Source organism: Streptomyces sp. NBC_00154 (genome assembly GCF_026342835.1).
Taxonomy (GTDB): domain Bacteria; phylum Actinomycetota; class Actinomycetes; order Streptomycetales; family Streptomycetaceae; genus Streptomyces.
This window is the reverse complement of the sequence record NZ_JAPEMI010000001.1, coordinates 1716204-1736152: the sequence shown is the minus strand read 5'-3', so window position 1 is coordinate 1736152 and position 19949 is coordinate 1716204. Positions and strand designations below refer to the sequence as shown.

Annotated in this window: 23 protein-coding genes; 14 read left to right on the top strand and 9 right to left on the bottom strand. The window is 71.2% G+C overall.

The features are described from left to right. Nucleotides 1-74 precede the first annotated feature (74 nt). A complete protein-coding gene (locus tag OHA03_RS07560) occupies nucleotides 75-335 on the bottom strand; it encodes a UBP-type zinc finger domain-containing protein (RefSeq protein WP_267002005.1) in 261 nt (86 codons plus the stop codon). Between the two features lie 35 nt (nucleotides 336-370). Here OHA03_RS07560 and OHA03_RS07555 point away from each other — a divergent pair, with 35 nt between their 5' ends. Then, a complete protein-coding gene (locus OHA03_RS07555; RefSeq protein WP_267002003.1) occupies nucleotides 371-1981 on the top strand; it encodes a Na+/H+ antiporter in 1611 nt (536 codons plus the stop codon). On the opposite strand, the gene OHA03_RS07550 is transcribed toward OHA03_RS07555, so the two are convergent. From OHA03_RS07550 to OHA03_RS07535, 4 genes are all read right to left on the bottom strand, one after another. Beyond that, on the bottom strand, nucleotides 1948-2865 hold the full coding sequence (locus OHA03_RS07550; protein WP_267002001.1) for a 1-aminocyclopropane-1-carboxylate deaminase/D-cysteine desulfhydrase: 918 nt from the start codon (nucleotides 2863-2865) through the stop codon (nucleotides 1948-1950). The two genes, OHA03_RS07555 and OHA03_RS07550, sit on opposite strands and share 34 nt — an antisense overlap. A gap of 68 nt (nucleotides 2866-2933) precedes the next feature. After that, nucleotides 2934-3524 carry an N-acetylmuramoyl-L-alanine amidase gene (locus OHA03_RS07545; RefSeq protein WP_267001999.1) on the bottom strand — a complete coding sequence of 197 codons (591 nt, stop codon included), beginning with the start codon at nucleotides 3522-3524 and terminating at the stop codon, nucleotides 2934-2936. 139 nt (nucleotides 3525-3663) lie between these two features. After that, nucleotides 3664-4860, bottom strand: coding sequence for a globin domain-containing protein (locus OHA03_RS07540; RefSeq protein WP_267001997.1), 1197 nt, complete (start codon nucleotides 4858-4860; stop codon nucleotides 3664-3666). An 82-nt stretch (nucleotides 4861-4942) separates the two neighbouring features. Then, nucleotides 4943-5392, bottom strand: coding sequence for an Rrf2 family transcriptional regulator (locus OHA03_RS07535; protein ID WP_267001995.1), 450 nt, complete (start codon nucleotides 5390-5392; stop codon nucleotides 4943-4945). A 178-nt stretch (nucleotides 5393-5570) separates the two neighbouring features. On the opposite strand from OHA03_RS07535, the gene OHA03_RS07530 reads away from it, so the two are divergent. From OHA03_RS07530 to OHA03_RS07515, 4 genes are all read left to right on the top strand, one after another. Then, nucleotides 5571-6977 carry a family 2B encapsulin nanocompartment shell protein gene (locus tag OHA03_RS07530; RefSeq protein WP_267001993.1) on the top strand — a complete coding sequence of 469 codons (1407 nt, stop codon included), beginning with the start codon at nucleotides 5571-5573 and terminating at the stop codon, nucleotides 6975-6977. Nucleotides 6978-7251: 274 nt separating this feature from the next. Next, nucleotides 7252-8298, top strand: a complete 1047-nt coding sequence (locus OHA03_RS07525) for a family 2 encapsulin nanocompartment cargo protein polyprenyl transferase (RefSeq protein ID WP_267001990.1) — start codon at nucleotides 7252-7254, stop codon at nucleotides 8296-8298. 158 nt (nucleotides 8299-8456) lie between these two features. Next, nucleotides 8457-9053, top strand: coding sequence for a GNAT family N-acetyltransferase (locus OHA03_RS07520; RefSeq protein WP_267001988.1), 597 nt, complete (start codon nucleotides 8457-8459; stop codon nucleotides 9051-9053). 83 nt (nucleotides 9054-9136) lie between these two features. After that, a complete protein-coding gene (locus OHA03_RS07515; protein WP_267001986.1) occupies nucleotides 9137-9808 on the top strand; it encodes a DUF6304 family protein in 672 nt (223 codons plus the stop codon). An 85-nt stretch (nucleotides 9809-9893) separates the two neighbouring features. On the opposite strand, the gene OHA03_RS07510 is transcribed toward OHA03_RS07515, so the two are convergent. Then, on the bottom strand, nucleotides 9894-10349 hold the full coding sequence (locus OHA03_RS07510) for a group II truncated hemoglobin (protein ID WP_267001983.1): 456 nt from the start codon (nucleotides 10347-10349) through the stop codon (nucleotides 9894-9896). Between the two features lie 238 nt (nucleotides 10350-10587). Between OHA03_RS07510 and OHA03_RS07505 the strand changes: the two genes are divergently transcribed. From OHA03_RS07505 to OHA03_RS07490, 4 genes are all read left to right on the top strand, one after another. Next, nucleotides 10588-11574 carry an NAD-dependent epimerase/dehydratase family protein gene (locus OHA03_RS07505; protein WP_267007964.1) on the top strand — a complete coding sequence of 329 codons (987 nt, stop codon included), beginning with the start codon at nucleotides 10588-10590 and terminating at the stop codon, nucleotides 11572-11574. A 160-nt stretch (nucleotides 11575-11734) separates the two neighbouring features. Continuing rightward, complete coding sequence (locus OHA03_RS07500) at nucleotides 11735-12100, top strand: DUF952 domain-containing protein (protein WP_267001981.1); 366 nt, start codon at nucleotides 11735-11737, stop codon at nucleotides 12098-12100. Next, nucleotides 12097-13035 carry an SDR family oxidoreductase gene (locus tag OHA03_RS07495; protein ID WP_267001979.1) on the top strand — a complete coding sequence of 313 codons (939 nt, stop codon included), beginning with the start codon at nucleotides 12097-12099 and terminating at the stop codon, nucleotides 13033-13035. The genes OHA03_RS07500 and OHA03_RS07495 overlap by 4 nt, the downstream gene beginning before the upstream one ends. Before the next feature lie 108 nt (nucleotides 13036-13143). Then, nucleotides 13144-13761, top strand: coding sequence for an amino acid transporter (locus OHA03_RS07490; protein ID WP_267001977.1), 618 nt, complete (start codon nucleotides 13144-13146; stop codon nucleotides 13759-13761). A gap of 55 nt (nucleotides 13762-13816) precedes the next feature. On the opposite strand, the gene OHA03_RS07485 is transcribed toward OHA03_RS07490, so the two are convergent. Next, nucleotides 13817-14428, bottom strand: a complete 612-nt coding sequence (locus OHA03_RS07485) for a TetR/AcrR family transcriptional regulator (RefSeq protein WP_267001975.1) — start codon at nucleotides 14426-14428, stop codon at nucleotides 13817-13819. A 197-nt stretch (nucleotides 14429-14625) separates the two neighbouring features. On the opposite strand from OHA03_RS07485, the gene OHA03_RS07480 reads away from it, so the two are divergent. After that, entirely contained in the window at nucleotides 14626-16011 is a 1386-nt protein-coding gene (locus tag OHA03_RS07480; RefSeq protein WP_267007963.1) for an MFS transporter, read from the top strand. Between the two features lie 115 nt (nucleotides 16012-16126). Here OHA03_RS07480 and sodN read toward each other — a convergent pair whose 3' ends face one another. Further along, a complete protein-coding gene (gene sodN / locus OHA03_RS07475) occupies nucleotides 16127-16522 on the bottom strand; it encodes a superoxide dismutase, Ni (RefSeq protein WP_267001973.1) in 396 nt (131 codons plus the stop codon). A 178-nt stretch (nucleotides 16523-16700) separates the two neighbouring features. On the opposite strand from sodN, the gene sodX reads away from it, so the two are divergent. Then, the gene (gene sodX, locus OHA03_RS07470) at nucleotides 16701-17147 is read left to right on the top strand and encodes a nickel-type superoxide dismutase maturation protease (protein ID WP_267001971.1); all 447 of its coding nucleotides are present in this window, start codon (nucleotides 16701-16703) and stop codon (nucleotides 17145-17147) included. Here sodX and OHA03_RS07465 read toward each other — a convergent pair. Next, nucleotides 17051-17680, bottom strand: a complete 630-nt coding sequence (locus OHA03_RS07465) for a CGNR zinc finger domain-containing protein (protein ID WP_267001969.1) — start codon at nucleotides 17678-17680, stop codon at nucleotides 17051-17053. The genes sodX and OHA03_RS07465 overlap by 97 nt on opposite strands. Nucleotides 17681-17773: 93 nt before the next feature. On the opposite strand from OHA03_RS07465, the gene OHA03_RS07460 reads away from it, so the two are divergent. From OHA03_RS07460 to OHA03_RS07450, 3 genes are all read left to right on the top strand, one after another. After that, nucleotides 17774-18535 carry a trans-aconitate 2-methyltransferase gene (locus OHA03_RS07460; RefSeq protein ID WP_267001967.1) on the top strand — a complete coding sequence of 254 codons (762 nt, stop codon included), beginning with the start codon at nucleotides 17774-17776 and terminating at the stop codon, nucleotides 18533-18535. A 145-nt stretch (nucleotides 18536-18680) separates the two neighbouring features. Next, entirely contained in the window at nucleotides 18681-19169 is a 489-nt protein-coding gene (locus tag OHA03_RS07455; RefSeq protein WP_267001965.1) for a SigE family RNA polymerase sigma factor, read from the top strand. Further along, a complete protein-coding gene (locus tag OHA03_RS07450; RefSeq protein WP_267001963.1) occupies nucleotides 19166-19942 on the top strand; it encodes a hypothetical protein in 777 nt (258 codons plus the stop codon). The genes OHA03_RS07455 and OHA03_RS07450 overlap by 4 nt, the downstream gene beginning before the upstream one ends. Nucleotides 19943-19949: the final 7 nt, after the last annotated feature.

Below are 19949 nucleotides of genomic sequence, written 5' to 3'. Positions count from 1 at the left end.
TGGGTACACACAGTGGCTAGAGGTCTGCGGCGGTCAATTACGAACAACAGGCGCCGGTTTGACGTACCCAGACGTCAGACGATCGAACCGTCCTCGAAGCACCAACGCCAGCTCTCGCCCGCCTCGTAGCTCCGCATGACCGGATGGCCCGTTGTCTTGAAGTGATCCGTGGCGTGCTGCAGAGGCGACGAATCACAGCAACCGACATGGCCGCAGACCAGGCAGAGCCGCAGTTGCACGGGGTGGGTGCCCGCGGCAAGACATTCGGGACATGTGGCGCTGAGCGGGGCGGGCTCGGGGCGCGGCAGTTCGAGAACGTGCAGGCACTCACTCATGATTGTCAGGTTACGACGGATGTGAGGACGGTGAGATGGACGCATTGCCGCTGGTGGCACTTGTCGCGGCCAGTGCGGCCATCGCGGGGGCCGCCCGCCGCACCCCGGTGCCGGCCCCGCTGCTGCTGGTCGCCGGGGGGCTGCTCGCCTCCTATCTGCCGGGCGTGCCGTCGTACACCCTGGACGCCCACATCGTGCTGCCGCTGCTGCTGCCGCCGTTGCTCTACACGGCCGCGGTCGACAGCTCGTACCTCGATCTGCGCGCCAATGCCCGGCCGATCGCCCTGCTCTCCGTCGGCTACGTCCTCTTCGCCACCTTCGCCGTCGGCTGGCTGGCCTACTGGCTGGTACCCGACCTGCCGCTGACGGCCGCACTGGTGCTGGGCGCCGTCGTCGCGCCGCCGGACGCCGTCACGGCGGCCGCCATCGCCCGCCGGGTCGGGCTGCCGAGCCGGGTCACGACGATCCTGCAGGGCGAGTCCCTGGTGAACGACGCGACGGCGATCACCGCCTACAAGGTGGTGCTGGCCGCCGCCGTCGGCGAGGGCGTCAGCTGGGGCGCCGGGATCGGCGAGTTCTTCCTCGCTGCGGGCGGCGGTGTCGGGGTCGGTCTGCTGCTGATGGTGCCGCTGCACTGGCTCCGTACGCACCTCAAGGAAGCCCTGCTGCAGAACACCCTGTCGCTGCTCATCCCCTTCGTGGCGTACGCGGCGGCGGAACGCGTGCATGCCTCCGGAGTGCTCGCCGTGGTCGTCGTGGCGCTGTATCTGGGGCACCGCTCCTGGCAGGTCGACTTCGCGACCCGGCTCCAGGAAGCGGCCGTGTGGAAGATGGTCGCGTTCATCCTGGAGTCGGCGGTCTTCGCGCTGATCGGACTGCAGCTGCCCTTCGTGCTGAAAGGGCTCGGTACCTATGCCGTCGCGGAGGCCCTCCGGTACGCGGTGGCCGTGTTCCTCGCCGTCGTCGTGGTCCGCTTCATCTGGGTCTACCCGGCCACCTATCTGCCGCGGTGGCTGTCGAAGCGGATCAGGGAGCGCGAGACCGAGACCAACTGGACCTCGCCCCTGATCGTCGGTTGGGCCGGCATGCGCGGCGTCGTCTCGCTCGCCATCGCTTTCTCCATCCCGGTGGCGATGACCAACGGCGAGGACTTCCCGGCCCGCAACCTGGTGCTCTTCCTGACCTTCACGACCGTCATCGGCACTCTGGTCGTCCAAGGGCTCACCCTGCCGCTCCTGGTGCGGGTCCTGAAGCTCCCGGGGCGCGACGCGCAGGCGGAGACCCTCGCCGAGGCGCAGGCCCAGAGCGAGGCGTCCGCGGCTGCCGATGCGCGCCTGGAGGAGTTGCTGACCGATCCGCGCAACTGTCTGCCCGGACCGCTCACCGACCGGCTGCGTACGGTCCTGGAGCGCCGTCGCAACGCCGTGTGGGAGCGACTCGGCGCGGCCAACCCGGTGACCGGGGAGTCGGCCGACGACACCTACCGGCGGCTGGCCAGGGAAATGATCGACGCCGAGCGCACGGTCTTCGTACGGCTGCGGGACGAGCGGCGGATCGACGACGAGATGATGCGGAACCTGCTGCGACGGCTGGACCTGGAGGAGGCGGCGGCCTACCGCGAGGAGTCCGACGCGCCCCAGGGCTGACCGGTGACGACCGCCACGAGCCTCGTCCCCGGGGCGAACGCGCCCTCCTGGGCCAGCACGGTCAGCCCGTACAGCAGTTTGGCGACATAGACCCGCTCGACGGGCAGCCCGTGCCGGTCCTCGAAGTCGTCGGCGAAGGCGTGCAGCTCCGGAGTCGTACGGGCGTAGCCGCCGAAGGCGAAACGTTCGTCCAGGGACCACGACCCGGCGGGCCCGCCGAACGCCTCCCGCTGCAGCTCCCGTACCGCGTCCCCCAGGAAGCCGCCGCGCAGCACCGGGACGCCGAGTGCCCGCTGCCCCGGTGCGAGGCCGGCGGCGAGACCGGCGAGGGTGCCGCCCGTGCCGCAGGCCACCGCGACCACATCGACCAGGCCGTGCAGCTCCCGCCCGAGCGCTGTGCAGCCCTGTGCGGCCAGGGCGTTGCTGCCGCCCTCCGGGACGACGCTGCACGCCCCGTAGGCACTCAGCAGCCCCTCCAGGACCGCCGCATCGGTCTTAGCGCGGTACGTCGCACGGTCCACGAAGTGCAGACGCATGCCGTCCTTCGCGCACCGCGCCAGCGATGGATTGAGCGGCCGGCCGGCCAGTTCGTCGCCGCGTACGACGCCGACGGTGGGGAATCCGAGCAGCCGGCCGGCGGCGGCGGTGGCGCGCAGATGATTGGAGTAGGCGCCGCCGAAGGTCAGCACGGTGCGCCCGGCGGCGGCCGTCAGATTGGGGGCGAGTTTGCGCCATTTGTTGCCCGGCAGATCCGGGTGGATCAGGTCGTCGCGTTTGAGCAGCAGCCGTATGCCGTGCCGGTCGAAGCGCTCGTCCTCGACCGGTTGCAGGGGTGACGGGAGCACCGGCTGCAGCCGGGAGAGGTCGAGTGGGTCGCGGGGCATGCGCCCATTGTCGCCCGGTCTGCCGGTCGGCCCCCCGTCGCCCTGGTGGCGTGGGTGCGGGCGTGCGGCTACTTCAGCCGGTCGTGTATCCGGGTGCGCATGGACTCCATCGTGAAGCCGCGCGGGTCGACCTTCCCGGGCTGCCACTCCTTGTGGCCGATGACCGAGCGGGACGTCCAGCCGTGATGGCGGCAGACTGCGGCGGCGGCCTTCTCGACGGCTTCGAGCTGGGCGTCGGGCCAGGGGTCCTTGCCGTCGCCGAGGTTCTCGCACTCGAAACCGTAGAAGTGCTTGTTGCCGTCGGTGTTGGCCTCGTTGTCCGGCGGGAGGCGCTTCTCGGCGACGACGGCGCGCAGGACGTCGTCGTCGCCGAGGCCGGCGTGGTTGGTGCGGCCGTAACCGACGAGGTGGATCCGGCCGTCCTTGGCGATCACGCCGTGACACAGCGGGCCGGGCAGCTCCGGGTAGCCGTCGCGGCAGATCCGGACGGTGGCCGCAGTACCGCTGGTGACCGTGTGGTGGATCATCACGCCGTTCACGGGGCCCCAGGGGCCCTTGTGATTGCGGTTGTGCGTACGCCAGTCGCCTACCTGGACGACGGTGAGTCCTTCGTTCCTGAGGGCTTCGAGGAAGGCGCTCGCGGACATGGGGGTGGACATGGCCGACTCCTTCGGGACGTGGGGGGAGTGAGTCCGTACACCGCTTGTATCGGAGCGCTGTGTTCCGGGCCATCCCCCGGTGCGTTGTTCGGGCGGTGTGCGAGCAGATCCGGTCAATCCCGCGAGCATCCGGTGAGGTTCAGTCCTGGGCGAGCCACAGATCGGGGCCGAACACCTCGTAGTGGATGTCGGCCGCCGGGACGCCCTTGGCCAGCAACTGGGTGCGGACGGCCCGCATGAAGGGCAGCGGACCGCAGAGGTACGCGTGCGTGCCCGACGGGACCGTGAGGCCGCTCAGATCGACCAGACCGGTGCGGTCGGCCGGGTGGCCGGGCTCCGGGTTCTCGTACCAGAAGTGCGCCGCGGCGTCCGGGAGTTTGTCGGTGAGCCGCTCGTGGTCGATGCGCAGGGCGTGGTCGGCGGGGGAGCGGTCGCCGTGCACGACGGTGACCGGCGCACGGTGGCCGGTGGCCGCGAGATGGTCCAGCATCGACAGCATCGGGGTGCAGCCGATACCCGCGGAGGCCAGCAGCAGGGGGGCGTCGACGGCGTCGAGGACGAGGTCGCCGTAGGGGGCGGAGACACGCAGCCGGTCGCCCGCCCGGGTGCGGGCGTGCAGGTGCGCCGAGACCTCGCCGTCGGGCGAGCCGCCGCCGTGCACCCGCTTGACGGTGATGGAACGGACCGGCGAGTCCGGGGCCGAGGAAAGGCTGTACTGGCGTATCTGGCGTGCCCCGTCGGGGAGTTCCACCTGAACGGAGACGTACTGGCCGGGGCGGAAGGCGGGGGCAGGGGCGCCGTCGGCCGGGCGGAGCTGGAAGGTGGCCACATCCGCGGTCTCCTCGGTCCGGGCGGTCACCTCCCACGCGCGCCAGACGTCACCGGCGGCCACCCCCTGCTGCGCGTACAGCCGGTCCTCGATGGCGATCAGGGCGTTGGCCATCAGCCAGTACACCTCGTCCCAGGCGGCCGCGACCTCCGGAGTGACCGCATCGCCGAGCACTTCGGCGATGGCGGCGAAGAGATGGGTGTGCACGACGTCGTACTGCGCGGCGGTCACGCCGAGCGAGGCGTGCTTGTGGGCGATCCGGCCGAGCATCACGTCGGGGCGGGTGTCCGGGTGCTCGACCAGCTGGGTCGCGAAGGCGGCGATGGACCCCGCGAGGGCCTGGCGCTGGGCGCCGGACGACTGGTTGCCGCGGTTGAAGAGGTCGCGCAGCAGCTCGGGGTGGGCGTCGAACAGCTTCCGGTAGAAGAGATCGGCGATGTCGCCGATGGCCGCGCCGACGGCGGGGAGGGTGGCACGGACGGTGGCGGTCGACGGCTCGGAGAGCATCGGGCTGACTCCTCGGGGTTGAATTGGTATCTGAGATTCGTATTTTTGGGCAGCGGAAACCGCCCGGTGGGGATGTGGTGGTTCAGTCGGCGGCAGGGCGGCCACTGCTGATGCCGATCAGCAGGGGACCGGTGGGGGAAGTGACGAGTTCGGCGACGGTGATCGGATCGAGCGAGGCGTAGAAGGCCTCCTCCGCCCGGCGCAGGGCGCCGCGCAGCCGACAGGCCGAGCGCAGCGGGCAGGGGGTGCTGCCCTCGCACTCGACGACATCGCCGGGCCCTTCGAGCTCGCGGACGAGTCCGCCGATCGAGGCGGACCGGCCGGCTGCGGTGAGGGTGAGTCCGCCGCCGCGGCCCCGCCGCGCCTCGATCAGGCCGAGGTGCTGCAGCCGGGCGACCACCTTGGCGGTGTGGGTGTAAGGCACCTGCATGGTCGCCGCCACCTCCCGGGTGGTCGGCGGGTCCTCGTTCTCCACGACGGCGAGGCGCATCAGTACGCGCAGCGCCACGTCGGTGAATCTCGTCAGCCGCATGGTGGTCAGCGTAGATAACTTGCATTAAGGATGCAAATTAAGAATCGGTGTGGACATCGCTCGGCGTCGTGCCCAGCCCAAAGACCGATTAGTCACACTCTTTTGTGTAATAGCGTGCTGCGTCCCCACGCTGAAAGGCTTCTTCTCGCAGGTCAGCCGATGATCGAGAGGACGTCAGATGTCCGTTGGTGAAGAGGTTCAGAACACGCAGACACCGCCGCAGCAGAGTCTGGGCACGGCGGCTGCGCGGAACCTCGCGACGACCACCAAGTCCGCTCCGCAGATGCAGGAGATCACCTCGCGGTGGCTGCTGCGCATGCTTCCATGGGTGCAGGTGCAGGGCGGCACATACCGGGTGAACCGCCGGCTGAGCTACTCGGTCGGAGACGGCCGGGTGACGTTCGTGCAGACCGGTGACCGGGTCACGGTGATCCCCGCGGAGCTCGGTGAACTGCCCGCCCTGCGGGACTTCGGCGACGAGGAGGTGCTCGCCGAGCTGGCCCGGCGGTGCGAGCAGCGCGAGATCGCCGCGGGGCAGGTGATCGCCGCCTCCGGGGAGTCCGCGGACCGGGTCTTCCTGCTGGCGCACGGCAAGGTCGAGAAGGTCGGCACCGGCCCCTACGGCGACGAGGCGGTGCTCGGGGTGCACGCCGACGGGGCGTACTTCGGCGACCACTCCTTGATCGAGGGCGACGCAGTCTGGGAGTACACGGCCCGCGCCGTCACCGCGTGCACGGTGCTCACGCTGAGGCGGGCGGATGTGCTCAACCTCGCCGAGCGGGCGGACTCGCTCCGTGCGCATCTCGCCGGGCTGCTCAACATCCCGCACCAGCGCACCAACAAGTACGGCGAGGCGGAGATCGACCTCTCCGCCGGCCATGTCGGCGAGGCCGTCGTCCCGCACACGTTCGTCGACTACGAATCGGCGCCGCGCGAGTACGAGTTGAGCGTCGCGCAGACCGTGCTGAAGGTCCACAGCAGGGTCGCCGACCTCTACAACCAACCGATGAACCAGACCGAGCAGCAGTTGCGGCTCACGGTCGAGGCGCTCCGCGAGCGCCAGGAGCACGAGCTCATCAACAACCGGGAGTTCGGTCTCCTCAACAACTGCGACTACGACCAGCGCCTCCAGCCGCACGACGGCGTGCCCAGCCCCGACGACATGGACGAACTGCTGTCGCGCCGCCGCGGATCGAAGCTGTTCCTCGCCCACCCGCGGGCCATCGCCGCGTTCGGCCGCGAGTGCAGCAGGCGCGGGCTGGTGCCGGAGAGCGTGGAGATCGGCGGCCACCATGTGCCCGCCTGGCGCGGTGTACCGATCTTCCCGTCCAACAAGATCCCGGTCACCGACGCCCGCACCACGTCGATCATCTGCATGCGAACCGGCGAGGCCGAGCAGGGGGTCATCGGGCTCCAGCAGACCGGCATCCCCGACGAGATCGAGCCGAGCCTCTCGGTCCGCTTCATGGGTATCGACGAGCAGGCGATCATCTCCTACCTGGTGACGGCCTACTACTCGGCGGCCGTGCTGGTGCCGGACGCCCTCGGGGTCCTGGAGAACGTCGAGGTCAGCCGCTGGCGCTGAGGTCCGTGGGACCCGGACCTGCCCCGTCCGGGTCCCACCCGCCACCCCCGGCCCGCAGGCCGCCGATCCGGGGCGCCCCGGGCCGGCTGTCTCCGGCCCGGCCCGCGACCGGCGGCCCGGCCTTGTTCGCTCGGACGGGCCTGGGCCACCCCCGCGGGGGTGGCCCATGGGCCGAGTGACCTGTGGCGCTGCCTCGTGGAAAACGCTCACCGCACCACCGACGCCCCGGCCGGGTTGCTCCGGACCCGGGTGACCTGAGGGAGCCACTGTGACCATGATCAGTACGGACACCGCCACCGCCGAGGGCCATGAGGCCCTGGCGCTCCTGGAGCGCACCCGGAGTCTCGTCGATCCGCAGCTTCGAGCCGCGGTCGAGTCGCTGCCCGGATCCATCCGGCGTGTCGCGATGTATCACTTCGGCTGGGAGCACGCCGACGGCACTCCGACCGCGGGGCAGGCCGGCAAGGCGATCAGGCCCGCACTCGTCCTTGCCGCGACCCGGGCGGTGGGCGGCGACGCGGAGCAGGCGGTGCGGGCAGCCGTGGCCGTGGAGCTGGTCCACAACTTCAGCCTCCTGCACGACGACGTCATCGACGAGGACCGGACCCGCAGACACCGGCCCACGGCCTGGACGGTGTTCGGCGTCCCGGCCGCCGTCATCGCGGGCGACGCCATGCTCGCCCTGGCTCACCGGCTGCTCGCCGAGGACACCCGCCCTGCGTCGGCGCGCGCCTCGACCCGGCTCGCGAACTGCGTCATCGAGCTGTGCGCGGGACAGCAGGCCGACTGCTCCTTCGAGGAACGCGGCCCCGACGAGGTCTCGCTCGACGAGTGTCTCGCCATGGCCACCGCCAAGACCGGCGCCCTCCTCGGCTGCGCCTGTGCGCTCGGTGCGCTGTACGCCGGCGTGGAGGAGCGGGCGGTCGGCGCGATGGACGGATTCGGCCGGGAGGCGGGCCTCGCCTTCCAGCTCATCGACGATCTGATCGGCATCTGGGGGGACCCGGTGCAGACCGGGAAGCCGGTCGGGGCGGATCTGACCGCCCACAAGAAGTCCCTGCCGGTGGTCGCCGCGCTGACCTCCCACACCCCGGCAGCGGCCGAACTCGCCGCGCTCTACCGGGGTTCCATGCGCACACCCGGCGAGGTGAGCCGAGCCGCCGACGCGGTCGACCGGGCCGGCGGCCGGGACTGGGCGCAGGCCGGCGCGGCGGACCGGATGGCCCGCGCGGTCCACCATCTCTCCCGGGCGGTGCCAGACCTGGCGGCGGCGGGCGATCTGCTCGCCCTGGCGGAGTTCGTCACCCGCCGGACCCACTGAAGGAGGAGAGGAGGAAGAGGAAGTGGCCGTCACCCGCCGGACGCGCCGGGACAGAGAGGAGGGCAGGGGAGCGACCGGCTCCCGCCGGACCCGTACGGCATCAACTCTAAGATCCTGTACGTCGGTTGAGGTGGTACGAGCGAGAGCGGGAGCCGGACATGGGCGTACGGATACGGCAGGCGGAAGCGGAAGACCGGGAACAGGTGGTGCGGCTCCTGGACGAGGCGTTCCACCACGACCCGGTCAGCAGCTGGGTCTTCCCGGAGGAGGCGCACCGCCGGGCCGTGCACGGAAAGTTCCTCGGCGTCTTCGTCGACGTCACGCTCGCCGAAGGCCGTATCGACCTGCTGGAGGACGGCACGGCCGTGGCCCTGTGGCTGCCCGTGCCCGCGGGCGCACCCACGGAGGAGGACACCACCCCTGCCCTGATGCGGGCGACCGCGGACCCCGACAACGAGCGGGCCGAGCTGGTGGGGAGGCTCACGGGCGCGATCCACCCGCACGACAGGGCCCATGAGTATCTGCTCATGATCGGGGTGTCCCCGGACCGTCAGGGGGAGGGGATCGGTGCGGCCCTGATCGCCGATGTGCTGGAGCGCTGCGACCGCGAGGGCGTCCCCGCCTACCTGGAGGCGAGCAGCGCGCGCAGCCGCCGGCTCTACGAACGGCTGGGCTTCACCTTCATGGGCACGACCGTCGAACTCCCGGAGGGTCCCTCGATGTGGCCCATGTGGCGGGAGCCGCAGGTCGGCTGAGGGCACGGCGCCCGCGACGCCCGCAACGGTGAAGTGGAGGGCGCCCGGGGGACGGCGATGGGCACGGGCTACAGTCCGTGCCCATGACAGACGAGTCATGGGCAGGGTGGTACCGGGACCGGCAAGGTTCCGAGGCTGTCATCCTCACCACCGATGGACAGCTACTCCGGATCCGGATCAGGGGCGTCGACTTCGAGGGCGAAAGCTTCGACGACCTCGCTCCGGTGGCCGGCATGCCGCCGGAGAGCGGAATGTTCGCCCTGGCGGACGGCGCGCTCACCGATTGCGTGCTGGAGTGGGACCTGCCGCTTCCGGTCGTCGCGGACGGCACGGTTCACCAGGCCACGCTCGGCTGCCTGTTGTCGCTGCGCCGCCCGGACGCCGATCTCCATCTGGAACTGCACTTCGGCGGCGCGGTCTACGGGTCGCGCCGGGCCGAGTGCGACTTCGCCACCGCGCTCGCCATGATCCAGCGCTCCCTCCCGCCCGGAGTCCGTCTGCAGTCGTGCATCGCCTGCGCGTTCTCGGACTACTTCCCGGCGACGACCGACCGTGGACTCTCCGGCGGCCTTGCCTGTTTCCGGGGAGCGAAGGACGCGTACCGCGGGGCGGCGGGCGAGGACGATGTGCTCGATCTGTGGGACCGGCGGACCGGGTTCGTCCAGGAGATCTGGAGCTGCCGCGAGTTCGAGGCCCGTCCGGCGGAGGGTGCGGGCACCGGTCACCGGGGCGCGTTCCCGCTCGAACTCGCCTGAGGTCCCCGAAGACACACAGGACGAGCTGCTGGACCGGGTCCGTACCGAACTCGGCAGCGCGTAGCGGTCATGCGCGCGCCGGCCGTCAGCGCAGGCCCTCCCAGCCCCAGCGTGGCGTCGGCCCCGGATCACCGAGGTCCGCGCCGGCCGGGGACGCCGAGACATCGCGCGCGATCCTGGTGCCCCAGTCGAAGTACTCCAGCACTCGGCGGCGCAGCAGCTCGTCGTCCGGCAGCTCCTCGTCGACGGCGGCTGCCATCAGCTCCATCCAGCGCAGCCGCTGCGGCTCGGTGATCGACAGCCCGAGATGGGAACGCAACAGGGACTGATGGCCCCCGAGCTTCCCGGTGTAGTCGGCGGGCCCGTCGAAGATCTCGGCCAGCCACACGGTGACATGTTCGATATGGGTCGGAGTGAAGTCCGCGAAAACAGGGGCGAGCAGCGGATCCGCCAGCGTCCTGTCGTAGAAGGTGCTGCTCAGCCGGCGCAGTACGTCGATACCGCCGATGGCCTTGTACAGCGTTTCCGGACGCTCGCTCACGCGGCTACCTCCATGGCTGGACCCGGTCCGCCCCGGGCCGCTGGGCCCAGCATCCACCCGGGGGAGCGGCCCGCCGGGACAGTTCGCTGCCGGCGGATCAAGCGGGGGCACAGCTTCAGCCCTCCCGCCATGGTTCCCTGCGGCGTACCGCGACCACCGGCGTGTCCGATTCCGCCCAGAGCGAGGAACTGTTCCCAACCGCCCTGCCCGCGGGCAGAGTCGGCCCATGAGGCTTCTGATCCTGGGCGGTACGGAATTCGTCGGACGCGCCGTCACCGAGGCGGCGCTCGCGCGGGACCGGCACGTCACGGTGTTCCACCGCGGCCACCACTCACCCCCGCCGGGCACCACCGAGCTGTTCGGCGACCGCACCACCGCCGACGGCCTCGCAGCGCTCGCCGCCGCGGGGCAGGGCGGCTGGGACCTGGTCGTCGACACCTGGAGCGGCGCGCCCTCGGCGGTGCGGGACGCGGCCCGGCTGCTCGCGGACCGGGCCGGGCGGTACGTGTACGTCTCCAGCCGTTCGGTGTACGCGTACCCGGCCCCGGCCGGACTGCCCGAGGACGGACCGCTGGTGACCGGCGCCTCGCTGGACGCCGGGGCGGAGGTCTCGTACCCGTTGGCCAAACGCGGTGGCGAACTGGCCGCGCTCGATGCCTTCGGCGACCGCGCCCTGCTGGCCCGCGCCGGACTGATCCTCGGCCCGTGGGAGAACATCGGCAGGCTGCCGTGGTGGCTGCGACGGATCGCCCGCGGTGGACCCGTGATGGCCCCGGGCACCCCGGACACCCCACTGCAGTACATCGACGCCCGCGACCTCGCGAACTGGCTGCTGGACGCGGCGGATCGCGGCCTGCACGGACCGTACAACCTGGTCAGCCGGCCGGGGCACGCCACCATGGGCGAGCTGCTGGACGCCTGTGTACGCGCCACCGGCTCCGACGCCGTGCTGCGCTGGACGGCCACCGAGAAGATCCTCGCGGCGGGCGTGGAGCCGTGGACCGACCTGCCGGTCTGGCTGCCGCCGGGCGAGCTGCACGACACCATGCACCGCGGTGACGTCAGCAAGGCATACGCGGCCGGACTGCACTGCCGGCCGGTGGGGGAGACGGTCACCGACACCTGGGACTGGCTGTGCGAGCTGGGCGGCGAGGCACCGCAGCGGCCGGACCGCCCGGTGGTGGGGCTGGACCCCGGGACCGAGGCGAAACTGCTGACGGAATAGGGGCGGAGAGACGCCGGCTGTCGGGCGGACCGCGCACGGGCCGGGGCCCGTGCGGCCCATCCGGGGCACATCGCCGACGGGATCGCGGCGCTGCCGACGGGCGGATCGACGGCCACGCCGATCGCCCGAAGGAGCGGTCCGCGCAGCTAGTTTGGGCCCCATGGCCGAAGAACTGCTGCTGCACCTCACCGAACGCCCCCTGTGGGAGGCGGCCCGCGGGACCGGGACGTACGAGATGTCCACCCGCGGCCGCACTCTGCACGAAGAGGGCTTCATCCACTGCTCGTCGCCCCATCAGCTCCCGGGCGTGGCCGAGATGCTGTACGGCTCCGAGGACCCGGCCGGTGCCGATGGCCCGGTGGACCTGGTGGTACTCGTCATCGATCCCGCGCGGCTCTCGGTACCCGTGCGGTACGAGGCACTCTCGCCCGGCGGCGAGGAGTTCCCGCACATCTACGGTCCCGTCCCGGTGGACGCGGTCGTGGAAGTGCGTCCCTGGCTGCGCAAGGAAGGCAGCGCCGCATGAACACCACACCCCCCACGGACCCCGGCGGCAGCACCGCTGTCAGGGATGCCCCGATCATCGCGGTGACCGGTGCGAGCGGCGCGGTCGGCGGCCGTGTCGCACAGCGGCTCGCACGCGCCGGTGTCCCCGTACGGCTCCTCGGCCGCGACCCGTCCCGGCTGCCGGACCTGCCCGGCACGGTCGCCGCACCGCCCGCCGCCTACGGTGACGGGGAGGCGATGCGCCAGGCCCTTGCCGGCGCGCACACCCTGTTCCTCGTCTCGGCGCACGAGAGCCCGAACCGGGTACTCGAGCACACCACCGCCGTGGACGCCGCGGTCGCCGCCCATGTCGAACGCATCGTGTACGTGTCCTTCCTCGGCGCCGCGCCGGACGCCACGTTCACCTTCGCCCGCGACCACTGGCACACCGAGGCGCACATCCGCGTCTCCGGTGTGCGCCACACCTTCCTGCGAGACAGCTGGTACCTCGCGGGTATCCCGGCGATGACCGGGGCCGACGGGGTGCTGCGCGGCCCGGCCGGTGACGGCAGCGTCGCGGCGGTCGCGCACGAGGACATCGCGGACGCGGCGACCGCCGTCCTGCTTGCCGACACCGAGAGCGAGGACACCCGCCACGACGGGGTGACGTACGACCTCACCGGACCCGAGGCCTTCACACTCGCCGAAGCGGCCGAGGAGCTGAGCCGGGCCACCGGACGCACCGTCACCTATCACCCGGAGACCCGGGAGGAGGCCTACGCCTCACGGGCGCAGTACGGTGTCGAGGAGTGGGAGGTCGCCGGCTGGGTGACGTCGTACGAGGCCATCGCCGCCGGCGAGATGTCCACGGTCTCGGACGCGGTGACGCGCCTCACCGGCCGCCCGGCGAAGAGCCTTGCCACCTACCTGAGCGAGAATCCGGACAGCTACCGGCACTTGCTGAAGGCCGACTGACCGTCGGACGGCACGACCGACGACCCAGTGCCGACGACCGGGGAGCCGACGGCGAACGGGCCGGCGGTCCGACCGGACCGACCGGACCGAAGGGACGGAACGGCAGCCATGCGCACAGAAACCACCTGGGGACCCTGGGACCCGGCCCCGCTCGCCGAGGTCGCCCGCCGCTTCGCCCCGCTGCGCACCCCATGGTGGATCGCGGGCGGCTACGCGGTCGAGCTGGCGGTCGGCCACGCCTTCCGCGACCACGCCGACATCGACGTCACGCTGCTCCGCCGCGACCAGCTCACCGCCCAGCAGGTGCTCGCCGGCTGGGAGTGGTGGGCCGCCGACCCGCCCGGCACCCTGCGCCCCTGGCTCCCGGGCGAGATCCTCCCGCACGGGGTCCACGACATCTGGTGCCGGCCGGGCCCCGACGAGCCCTGGCGCATCCAGCTCATGCTCGACGAGGCGGACGGCACCGACTGGGCGTTCCGCCGCGACACCCGGATCCGCCTCCCGCTCGACCGGCTGAGCCGGGTCTCGGAGGACGGCATCCCGTACCTGGCCCTGCATGTGCAGCTCCTGTACAAGGCGAAGTCCCGGCGTCCCAAGGACGAGGAGGATTTCACAACGGCGCTGCGGGTCCTGACCGCCGACCAACGTGCCTGGCTGACCGAGACCATCACCCTGGCGCACGGCGCCGACCACCCCTGGGCGGCAGGTCTGCGCAGGTACCGGTGACGCCGGCCCCTGACCGACGCGCACCGTGCACCCGCGCACCGCGTCATGCCTCACCTCACCTCACGTACACCCCTGCCCGTGCCGCCGCGGCCGCCGCCTCGGCCGCGCGGTCGGCCGCCGCCGTGTCGAGCGGGCCGCCGGCGGCCAGCAGGCGGTAGTAGAGCGGCGCCGAGACGGCGCGGATCACCTCGCCGGGGTCCGTGCCTGCGGGCAGCTCCCCGCGTTCCAGGGCCTGGGTGACGCAGGCCGCCCATTCCTCGACGCGGATCGCGTAGAAGCGGTGCAGTGACTCGGCCGTGCGTGCGTCGCATGTCGCCGCGGCGATCACCGACTTGAACAGGGCGCCCTGGCGCGGATCGGACAGGGTCTTCACGACGAGCCGCGCATTGGCCTTGAGGTCCTCGATGAGCGAACCCGTGTCCGTACGCGGGGTGGACTGCTCGGCCATGTCGTCGAGCAGATCGGCGATCAGGCCGGTGGTGGTGGACCAGCGCCGGTAGACGGTCGTCTTGCCGACCTCTGCGCGACGGGCGACATCGGCGAGGTCGAGGCCGTCGAAGCCGTGTTCGGCCAGGGCGTCCCCCGCCGCCCGCAGGACGGACTCCCGTACCCGGGCGGTACGTCCACCGGGCCGGACGGTGCCCGGTTCCACACCCTCGGAAGTCATAACGGGTCTCCAGTTTCATTAGAGGGAGTTCCTCTGTTACGGTGACGCCATCTTAACGGAACTACAGGACCGTTAAAACGTCGGCCCGAGGAAGGGCACCCATGTCCGTACCCAGCACGACCCCCTCACCGGCTGTCGCCGAGGGTGCCGCCGCCACCCCGGCCGCCGGTACCGCCTTCCCGCAGTCCGAGGTCCGCATGACCGGGCGGCAGAAGCTCGTCCTCGCCCTGCTGCTCGGCGCCCAGTTCATGATCGCGGTGGACTTCTCGATCCTGAATGTCGCGCTGCCGGCCGTCGGTGAGGGGCTCGGCTTCGCCCTCACGAACCTCCAGTGGATCGCCACCGCCTTCGCGCTCGCCGCCGCAGGCTTCACGCTCCTCTTCGGGCGCGTGGCCGACATCGTCGGCCGCAAGCGGCTGTTCCTGGGCGGTATGGCCGTGCTCGGCGCCGCCTCCCTCCTCGGCGGACTCGCCACCTCGCCCGAAGTCCTCCTTGTGGCACGGGTCTTGCAGGGACTTGCCACCGCGGCCGTCACCCCGGCCGGGCTCGCCCTGCTGACGACCGCCTTCAAGGAAGGCCCGCTGCGCGAACGCGCCCTCGGCCTCAACGGCGCCCTGATGTCCGCCGGGTTCACCGCCGGGGCCATCCTCGGCGGGCTGCTCACCGACCTGCTCTCCTGGCGCTGGGCCTTCTTCATCAACGCCCCCGTCGCTCTCCTGGTCCTCGTCCTCGCCCCGTCCGTCATCACCGACTCACGCCCCACCGGGCGGCCGAAGCTGGACATTCCCGGCGCCGTGACCGTCACCGGCGGACTCCTCGCACTGGTCTTCGGACTCACCCAGGCGGGCCAGACCGGCTGGACCACACCCACCACCCTGGGCGCACTTCTGGCCGGCGTCGCCCTCCTCGTCGCCTTCTGGTCGGTCGAGAAGCGGGCCGCCACCCCGCTCGTGCCCGTACGGATCCTGAAGCGGCGCAGCGTCATCTGGGGCAACACCGCCGGACTGATCGCCTTCGTCACCGAGACCTCACTCGTCTTCCTGCTCACCCTCTACCTGCAGGAAGTGCTCGGCTACACGCCCCTCACCACGGGTCTCGCCTTCGGTGTCCTGGGCATCGGCACCGTGATCGGCGGCACGCTCGGCGGGCGAGCGGTCGGCCGCTACGGCAACCGGACGACCATCGTCACCGGCGGTGCCGTCCAGGCCGCCGCCACCCTCGCCCTGGCCGCGCTCGGCACGTCGGGGGCCTGGATCTGGCTGCTGCTCGCGGCCACGTTCGTCGGCGGCATCGGCAACATGCTGATGATCGTCGGGTTCATGGTCACCGCCACCTCCGGCCTCCCTGACGCCGAACAGGGCCTGGCCACCGGGCTCGCCACGATGACCCAGCAGGTCGGTATCACCATGGGCATCCCGGTCATGAGCGCGATCGCGGCCGCCCGGATGACCGCACTCGGCGACACCGGCCCCCATGGCGTCCTGTCCGGGGTCACCGTCGCGATCCTGGTCAACTCGGCGCTCGTGCTGGCCGGTTCGCTGCTCGCGGGAGCATTCCTCGGGAGATCGGGGCGCACCCCCTGATCCTGTCTCCCGAGCGGCCTCCGCACTGCAGAAGGGCCCGACCGGCAAGACCGGTTGGGCCCTTCTGTTTGCTGCCTCGGCCTGCGTGGCAGGTCGAACCGCTCGGAAGCGGCGATCAAGCCTTCTTGGTCTCCCAGAAGATCTTGTCGATCTCGGCGATGTAGTCCAGCGCCTTCTGGCCCGTCGCCGGGTCGGTGGAGGCCTTCGCGGCCGACAGCGCCTTCAGGGCGTCGTTGACCAGCTGGTGCAGCTCCGGGTACTTCTCGAAGTGCGGGGGCTTGAAGTAGTCGCTCCACAGCACCGAGATGTGGTGCTTCGCGAGCTCGGCGCGCTGCTCCTTGATGACCACCGCGCGGGCCCGGAAGTGCGGGTCCTCGTTGGCCTGGAACTTCTCCTGGACGGCCTTGACGGACTCCGCCTCGATGCGGGCCTGGGCCGGGTCGTACACGCCGCAGGGCAGGTCGCAGTGGGCGCTGACCTTCACCTTGGGGGCAAACAGGCGGGAAAGCATTGAGCTGTCCTTCCTCGTGATCGTCTTCTCAGGTGGGACATTACTCCGTGAGGGACGCGTTTTTGTGGGTGCCCCCATGGGCTTAGGCCAAAAGTCCAGGGTGAGGATGGGACCAGTGGCCGAATGTACGGAACGGTATGCGGGACGGTGTACTGAACGGACCGGGGAGGTGCCGGAAATGCCGGAGGGGCCGGAGCTGACACAGGAGCCGACGCGCGGGCTGGCGGCGCGAGTGCCGTTCCAGGTGGTGGAGGTGACGGGGCCTTCGATGGTGCCCACGCTGCACCACGGGGACTGGCTGCTCGTGCAGTACGGGGCGCCGGTGCGCCCGGGTGATGTGGTGATTCTGCGCCATCCGTTCCAGCAGGACCTGTTGGTCGTCAAACGGGCCGTCGAGCGCCGTGCGGGCGGCTGGTGGGTGCTGGGCGACAACACGTTCGCGGGCGGGGACAGCACGGATTACGGGACGGTGCCCGAGGAGCTGGTGCTGGCCAGGGTCCGGGTCCGCTACCGGCCGCTGAGGAAGGATCAGAAGTCGGTGCTCGGGGTGCTGGGCTGGGCAGTGACCACGCTGCGGCCGGTGTCGGCCGTGCGCTCCGCCTCCAGACGCTTGCGGGCCCGATAGGCGGCCACATTGGCGCGGGTCGCGCAGCGGTCCGAGCAGTAGCGGCGGGACCGGTTGGTCGAGGTGTCGAGATACGCGTTGCGGCACGGTGCCGCCTCGCAAAGGCCGAGCCGGTCCACGCCGTAGGACGTGAGGTGGAAGGCGAGCCCCATCGCCGCGATGGCGGTGTACCCGGCCGTCGCGTTCGACGGGTGGTCGGCCAGGTGCATGTGCCAGTCCGGTTTGCCGTCCTCGTCACGGGTGTCGTGGCCGGAGATCTGCGGGCTGACCGGGAACTCCAGCAGCAGCGAGTTCAGCAGGTCGACGGCGAGCGTCTCGTCGCCGCTGTCGGCCGCTTCGAAAACGGCGCGTAGCCGTGCCCGTACCGACCGGAAGCGGGTCACGTCCGCGTCGGTGGCGCGCCTCGCGGCCTGCGCGTTGGCGCCGAACAGCTCGCGGACCGCCTCGACGGAGGTGAGGACGTCCTTGTTGCGGGCCGGCTCCTCGGTGTTGACCAGGCGCACCGCATAGTCCGAGTAATAGGCCAGTTCCACTTGTAGTCCTTACCGGGTCGGTCTAGGGTCGTCGTGCGGCGATCGAAGTAATAGGCGATTGCAGTTTCAGGGTATTACATTGGAGGAATTCTTGTGACGGAGACAGCAGCGGGCACCGACTGGCAGGCCTGGCAGCAGAGCTGGGACCGGCAGCAGGAGTGGTACATGCCCGACCGTGAGGAGCGGTTCCGGGTGATGCTGGACATGGTCGAGGCCGTGGTGGGGCCCGAACCACGGGTGCTCGACCTCGCGTGCGGTACGGGAAGTATTACGGACCGGCTGCTCAAGCGGTTCCCCGAGGCCACCAGTACCGGCGTCGACCTTGACCCCGCGCTGCTGGCCATCGCCCGCGGTTCCTTCGCCGGCGACGAGCGCGCCACCTTCGTCACCGCCGATCTCAAGGACCCTGAGTGGGTGGAGCGGCTCCCGCACGACACGTACGACGCCGTCCTCACCGCCACCGCCCTGCACTGGTTGCACAGCGAACCGCTCACCACGCTCTACGGGCAGCTCGCCGGGCTCGTCCGGGACGGCGGGGTGTTCATGAATGCCGACCGCATGATCGACACCGCGACCCCCCGGATCAACGCGGCCGAACGCGCCCACCGGCACGCCGCCATGGACCGCGCCAAGGCCGCGGGCACCCTCGACTGGGCGGACTGGTGGGCTCTCGCCGCCGAGGACCCGGTCCTCGCCGCACCGACCGCCGAACGGTACAAGATCTACGGCGAGCATGCGGACGGCGACATGCCGTCCGCCCAGTGGCACGCGGAGACGCTGCGGGCCGCGGGTTTCGGCGAGGCGCGGACCGTCTGGGCCTCGCCCTCGGACGCCCTGGTACTCGCCCTGAAGTAGCGGCAGCATGCCCTCGTCGGGGCGGTACGGACTCCGGTCCGTACCGCCCCGACTTTCTGTCCGACCTCTGCAACCCGCCGCGCACCCCGGCGCACTGGAAGGGTGAGACGGTCCGCACCCGCGGACCCGGGAAGGGGCGTCGACGATGCGGATCGATGACGATGCCGCGCTGCACGCCTTCGTCGAAGGCAGGCGTACGGCACTGTTCCGCAGCGCCTATCTGCTCTGCGGCGACCGGCACGAGGCCGAGGACCTGGTCCAGTCGACACTCGTGAAGGTCGTCCTCGGCGGACGGCGGTACGGACGGCTCGACAACATCGAGGCGTACGCGCGCAAGACCCTGGTCAACACCTTCATCGCCGCCCGCCGCCGCTTCTGGCGGCGCGAGCAGGCGTACGGCGAACTGCCCGACCGCGCGGGCGACTCGCCCGACACGGACACCGGCCTCGCGGTGCGGGCGGCCCTCGCCCGGCTCACGGCCAAACAGCGTGCCGTGCTGGTGCTGCGCTACTGGGAGGACCTGAGCGTCGAGGCCACGGCCGAGCTGCTCGGGATGCGGGAGAACACGGTCAAGAGCCATACGGCTCGGGGGTTGGCGGCGCTGCGCGCCGAGATGGCGGAGGAACTCGTATGAACGACGTCAGGGAGCTGCTGGGGCGGGCCGCCGAGCACGCGGGGCAGCCGGTCATCAGCACCGAGGTGGTGTACGCCAGAGCCGCCAGGGTGCGATGGCGGCGCCGGGCCACGGTTGTCGCGGCCGCATTCGCCGTCGTCGCGGCCGGAGCGGTCGCGGTCCCGGGCCTGGCCTCGCAGGAGAAGCCGGAACAGGCCTCGGTCGCGGCCGCGCCCGGGCTGGCCGGCGACAGCGGCGACAGCGGTCGGGTCAAGAAGCTCGTCAAGCTGCTGCCCGAGGGGGTGGGCTCGGTCGCGCAGGTCTCGCTGGCCGTCGTCATCAAGCACGCGACCCCGCAGCAGGCCAAGGGGGAGAAGCCCATCGGGCCGCTGGACGGGGAGTACTCCGTCCGCAGGGACGGGAGAGTCGGCTATCTGACCCTCAACACCATGGACCGCAAGTACATCGCCGCGAAGATGGGCGGCACGGACCTCAAGGCCGACCTCTGCCACCCGACCAACGGCGAGAAGGCGCCGGCCAACTGTGTGCGCGAGGTGCTGCCGGACGGCCGGATCCTGACCATCTGGAGCGACTCGACCCGACGGCGCACGCCCATGTGGGCACCCGAGCTCACGGCCCGGCTCACCCTGGGGGACGGCGCAATGATGGCCGTCCGGGACAGCGCCGGTCTGGTCAGCGCCCGGAGGCAGGGCCCGCCGCTGAAGACCACACCGCTCACCCGCGCCCAGCTGCGCACGCTGATGCTGAGCCCGGAGCTGCTGCCGAAGAAGTAGCCGCCGG

Bases quoted from the DNA above. Each gene is read 5' to 3' on its own strand.
- OHA03_RS07560 (WP_267002005.1), bottom strand. From the start codon at position 335: ATGAGTGAGTGCCTGCACGTTCTCGAACTGCCGCGCCCCGAGCCCGCC.
- OHA03_RS07555 (WP_267002003.1), top strand. From the start codon at position 371: ATGGACGCATTGCCGCTGGTGGCACTTGTCGCGGCCAGTGCGGCCATC.
- OHA03_RS07550 (WP_267002001.1), bottom strand. From the start codon at position 2,865: ATGCCCCGCGACCCACTCGACCTCTCCCGGCTGCAGCCGGTGCTCCCG.
- OHA03_RS07545 (WP_267001999.1), bottom strand. From the start codon at position 3,524: ATGTCCACCCCCATGTCCGCGAGCGCCTTCCTCGAAGCCCTCAGGAAC.
- OHA03_RS07540 (WP_267001997.1), bottom strand. From the start codon at position 4,860: ATGCTCTCCGAGCCGTCGACCGCCACCGTCCGTGCCACCCTCCCCGCC.
- OHA03_RS07535 (WP_267001995.1), bottom strand. From the start codon at position 5,392: ATGCGGCTGACGAGATTCACCGACGTGGCGCTGCGCGTACTGATGCGC.
- OHA03_RS07530 (WP_267001993.1), top strand. From the start codon at position 5,571: ATGTCCGTTGGTGAAGAGGTTCAGAACACGCAGACACCGCCGCAGCAG.
- OHA03_RS07525 (WP_267001990.1), top strand. From the start codon at position 7,252: ATGATCAGTACGGACACCGCCACCGCCGAGGGCCATGAGGCCCTGGCG.
- OHA03_RS07520 (WP_267001988.1), top strand. From the start codon at position 8,457: ATGGGCGTACGGATACGGCAGGCGGAAGCGGAAGACCGGGAACAGGTG.
- OHA03_RS07515 (WP_267001986.1), top strand. From the start codon at position 9,137: ATGACAGACGAGTCATGGGCAGGGTGGTACCGGGACCGGCAAGGTTCC.
- OHA03_RS07500 (WP_267001981.1), top strand. From the start codon at position 11,735: ATGGCCGAAGAACTGCTGCTGCACCTCACCGAACGCCCCCTGTGGGAG.
- OHA03_RS07495 (WP_267001979.1), top strand. From the start codon at position 12,097: ATGAACACCACACCCCCCACGGACCCCGGCGGCAGCACCGCTGTCAGG.
- OHA03_RS07490 (WP_267001977.1), top strand. From the start codon at position 13,144: ATGCGCACAGAAACCACCTGGGGACCCTGGGACCCGGCCCCGCTCGCC.
- OHA03_RS07485 (WP_267001975.1), bottom strand. From the start codon at position 14,428: ATGACTTCCGAGGGTGTGGAACCGGGCACCGTCCGGCCCGGTGGACGT.
- OHA03_RS07480 (WP_267007963.1), top strand. From the start codon at position 14,626: ATGACCGGGCGGCAGAAGCTCGTCCTCGCCCTGCTGCTCGGCGCCCAG.
- sodN (WP_267001973.1), bottom strand. From the start codon at position 16,522: ATGCTTTCCCGCCTGTTTGCCCCCAAGGTGAAGGTCAGCGCCCACTGC.
- sodX (WP_267001971.1), top strand. From the start codon at position 16,701: ATGCCGGAGGGGCCGGAGCTGACACAGGAGCCGACGCGCGGGCTGGCG.
- OHA03_RS07455 (WP_267001965.1), top strand. From the start codon at position 18,681: ATGCGGATCGATGACGATGCCGCGCTGCACGCCTTCGTCGAAGGCAGG.
- OHA03_RS07450 (WP_267001963.1), top strand. From the start codon at position 19,166: ATGAACGACGTCAGGGAGCTGCTGGGGCGGGCCGCCGAGCACGCGGGG.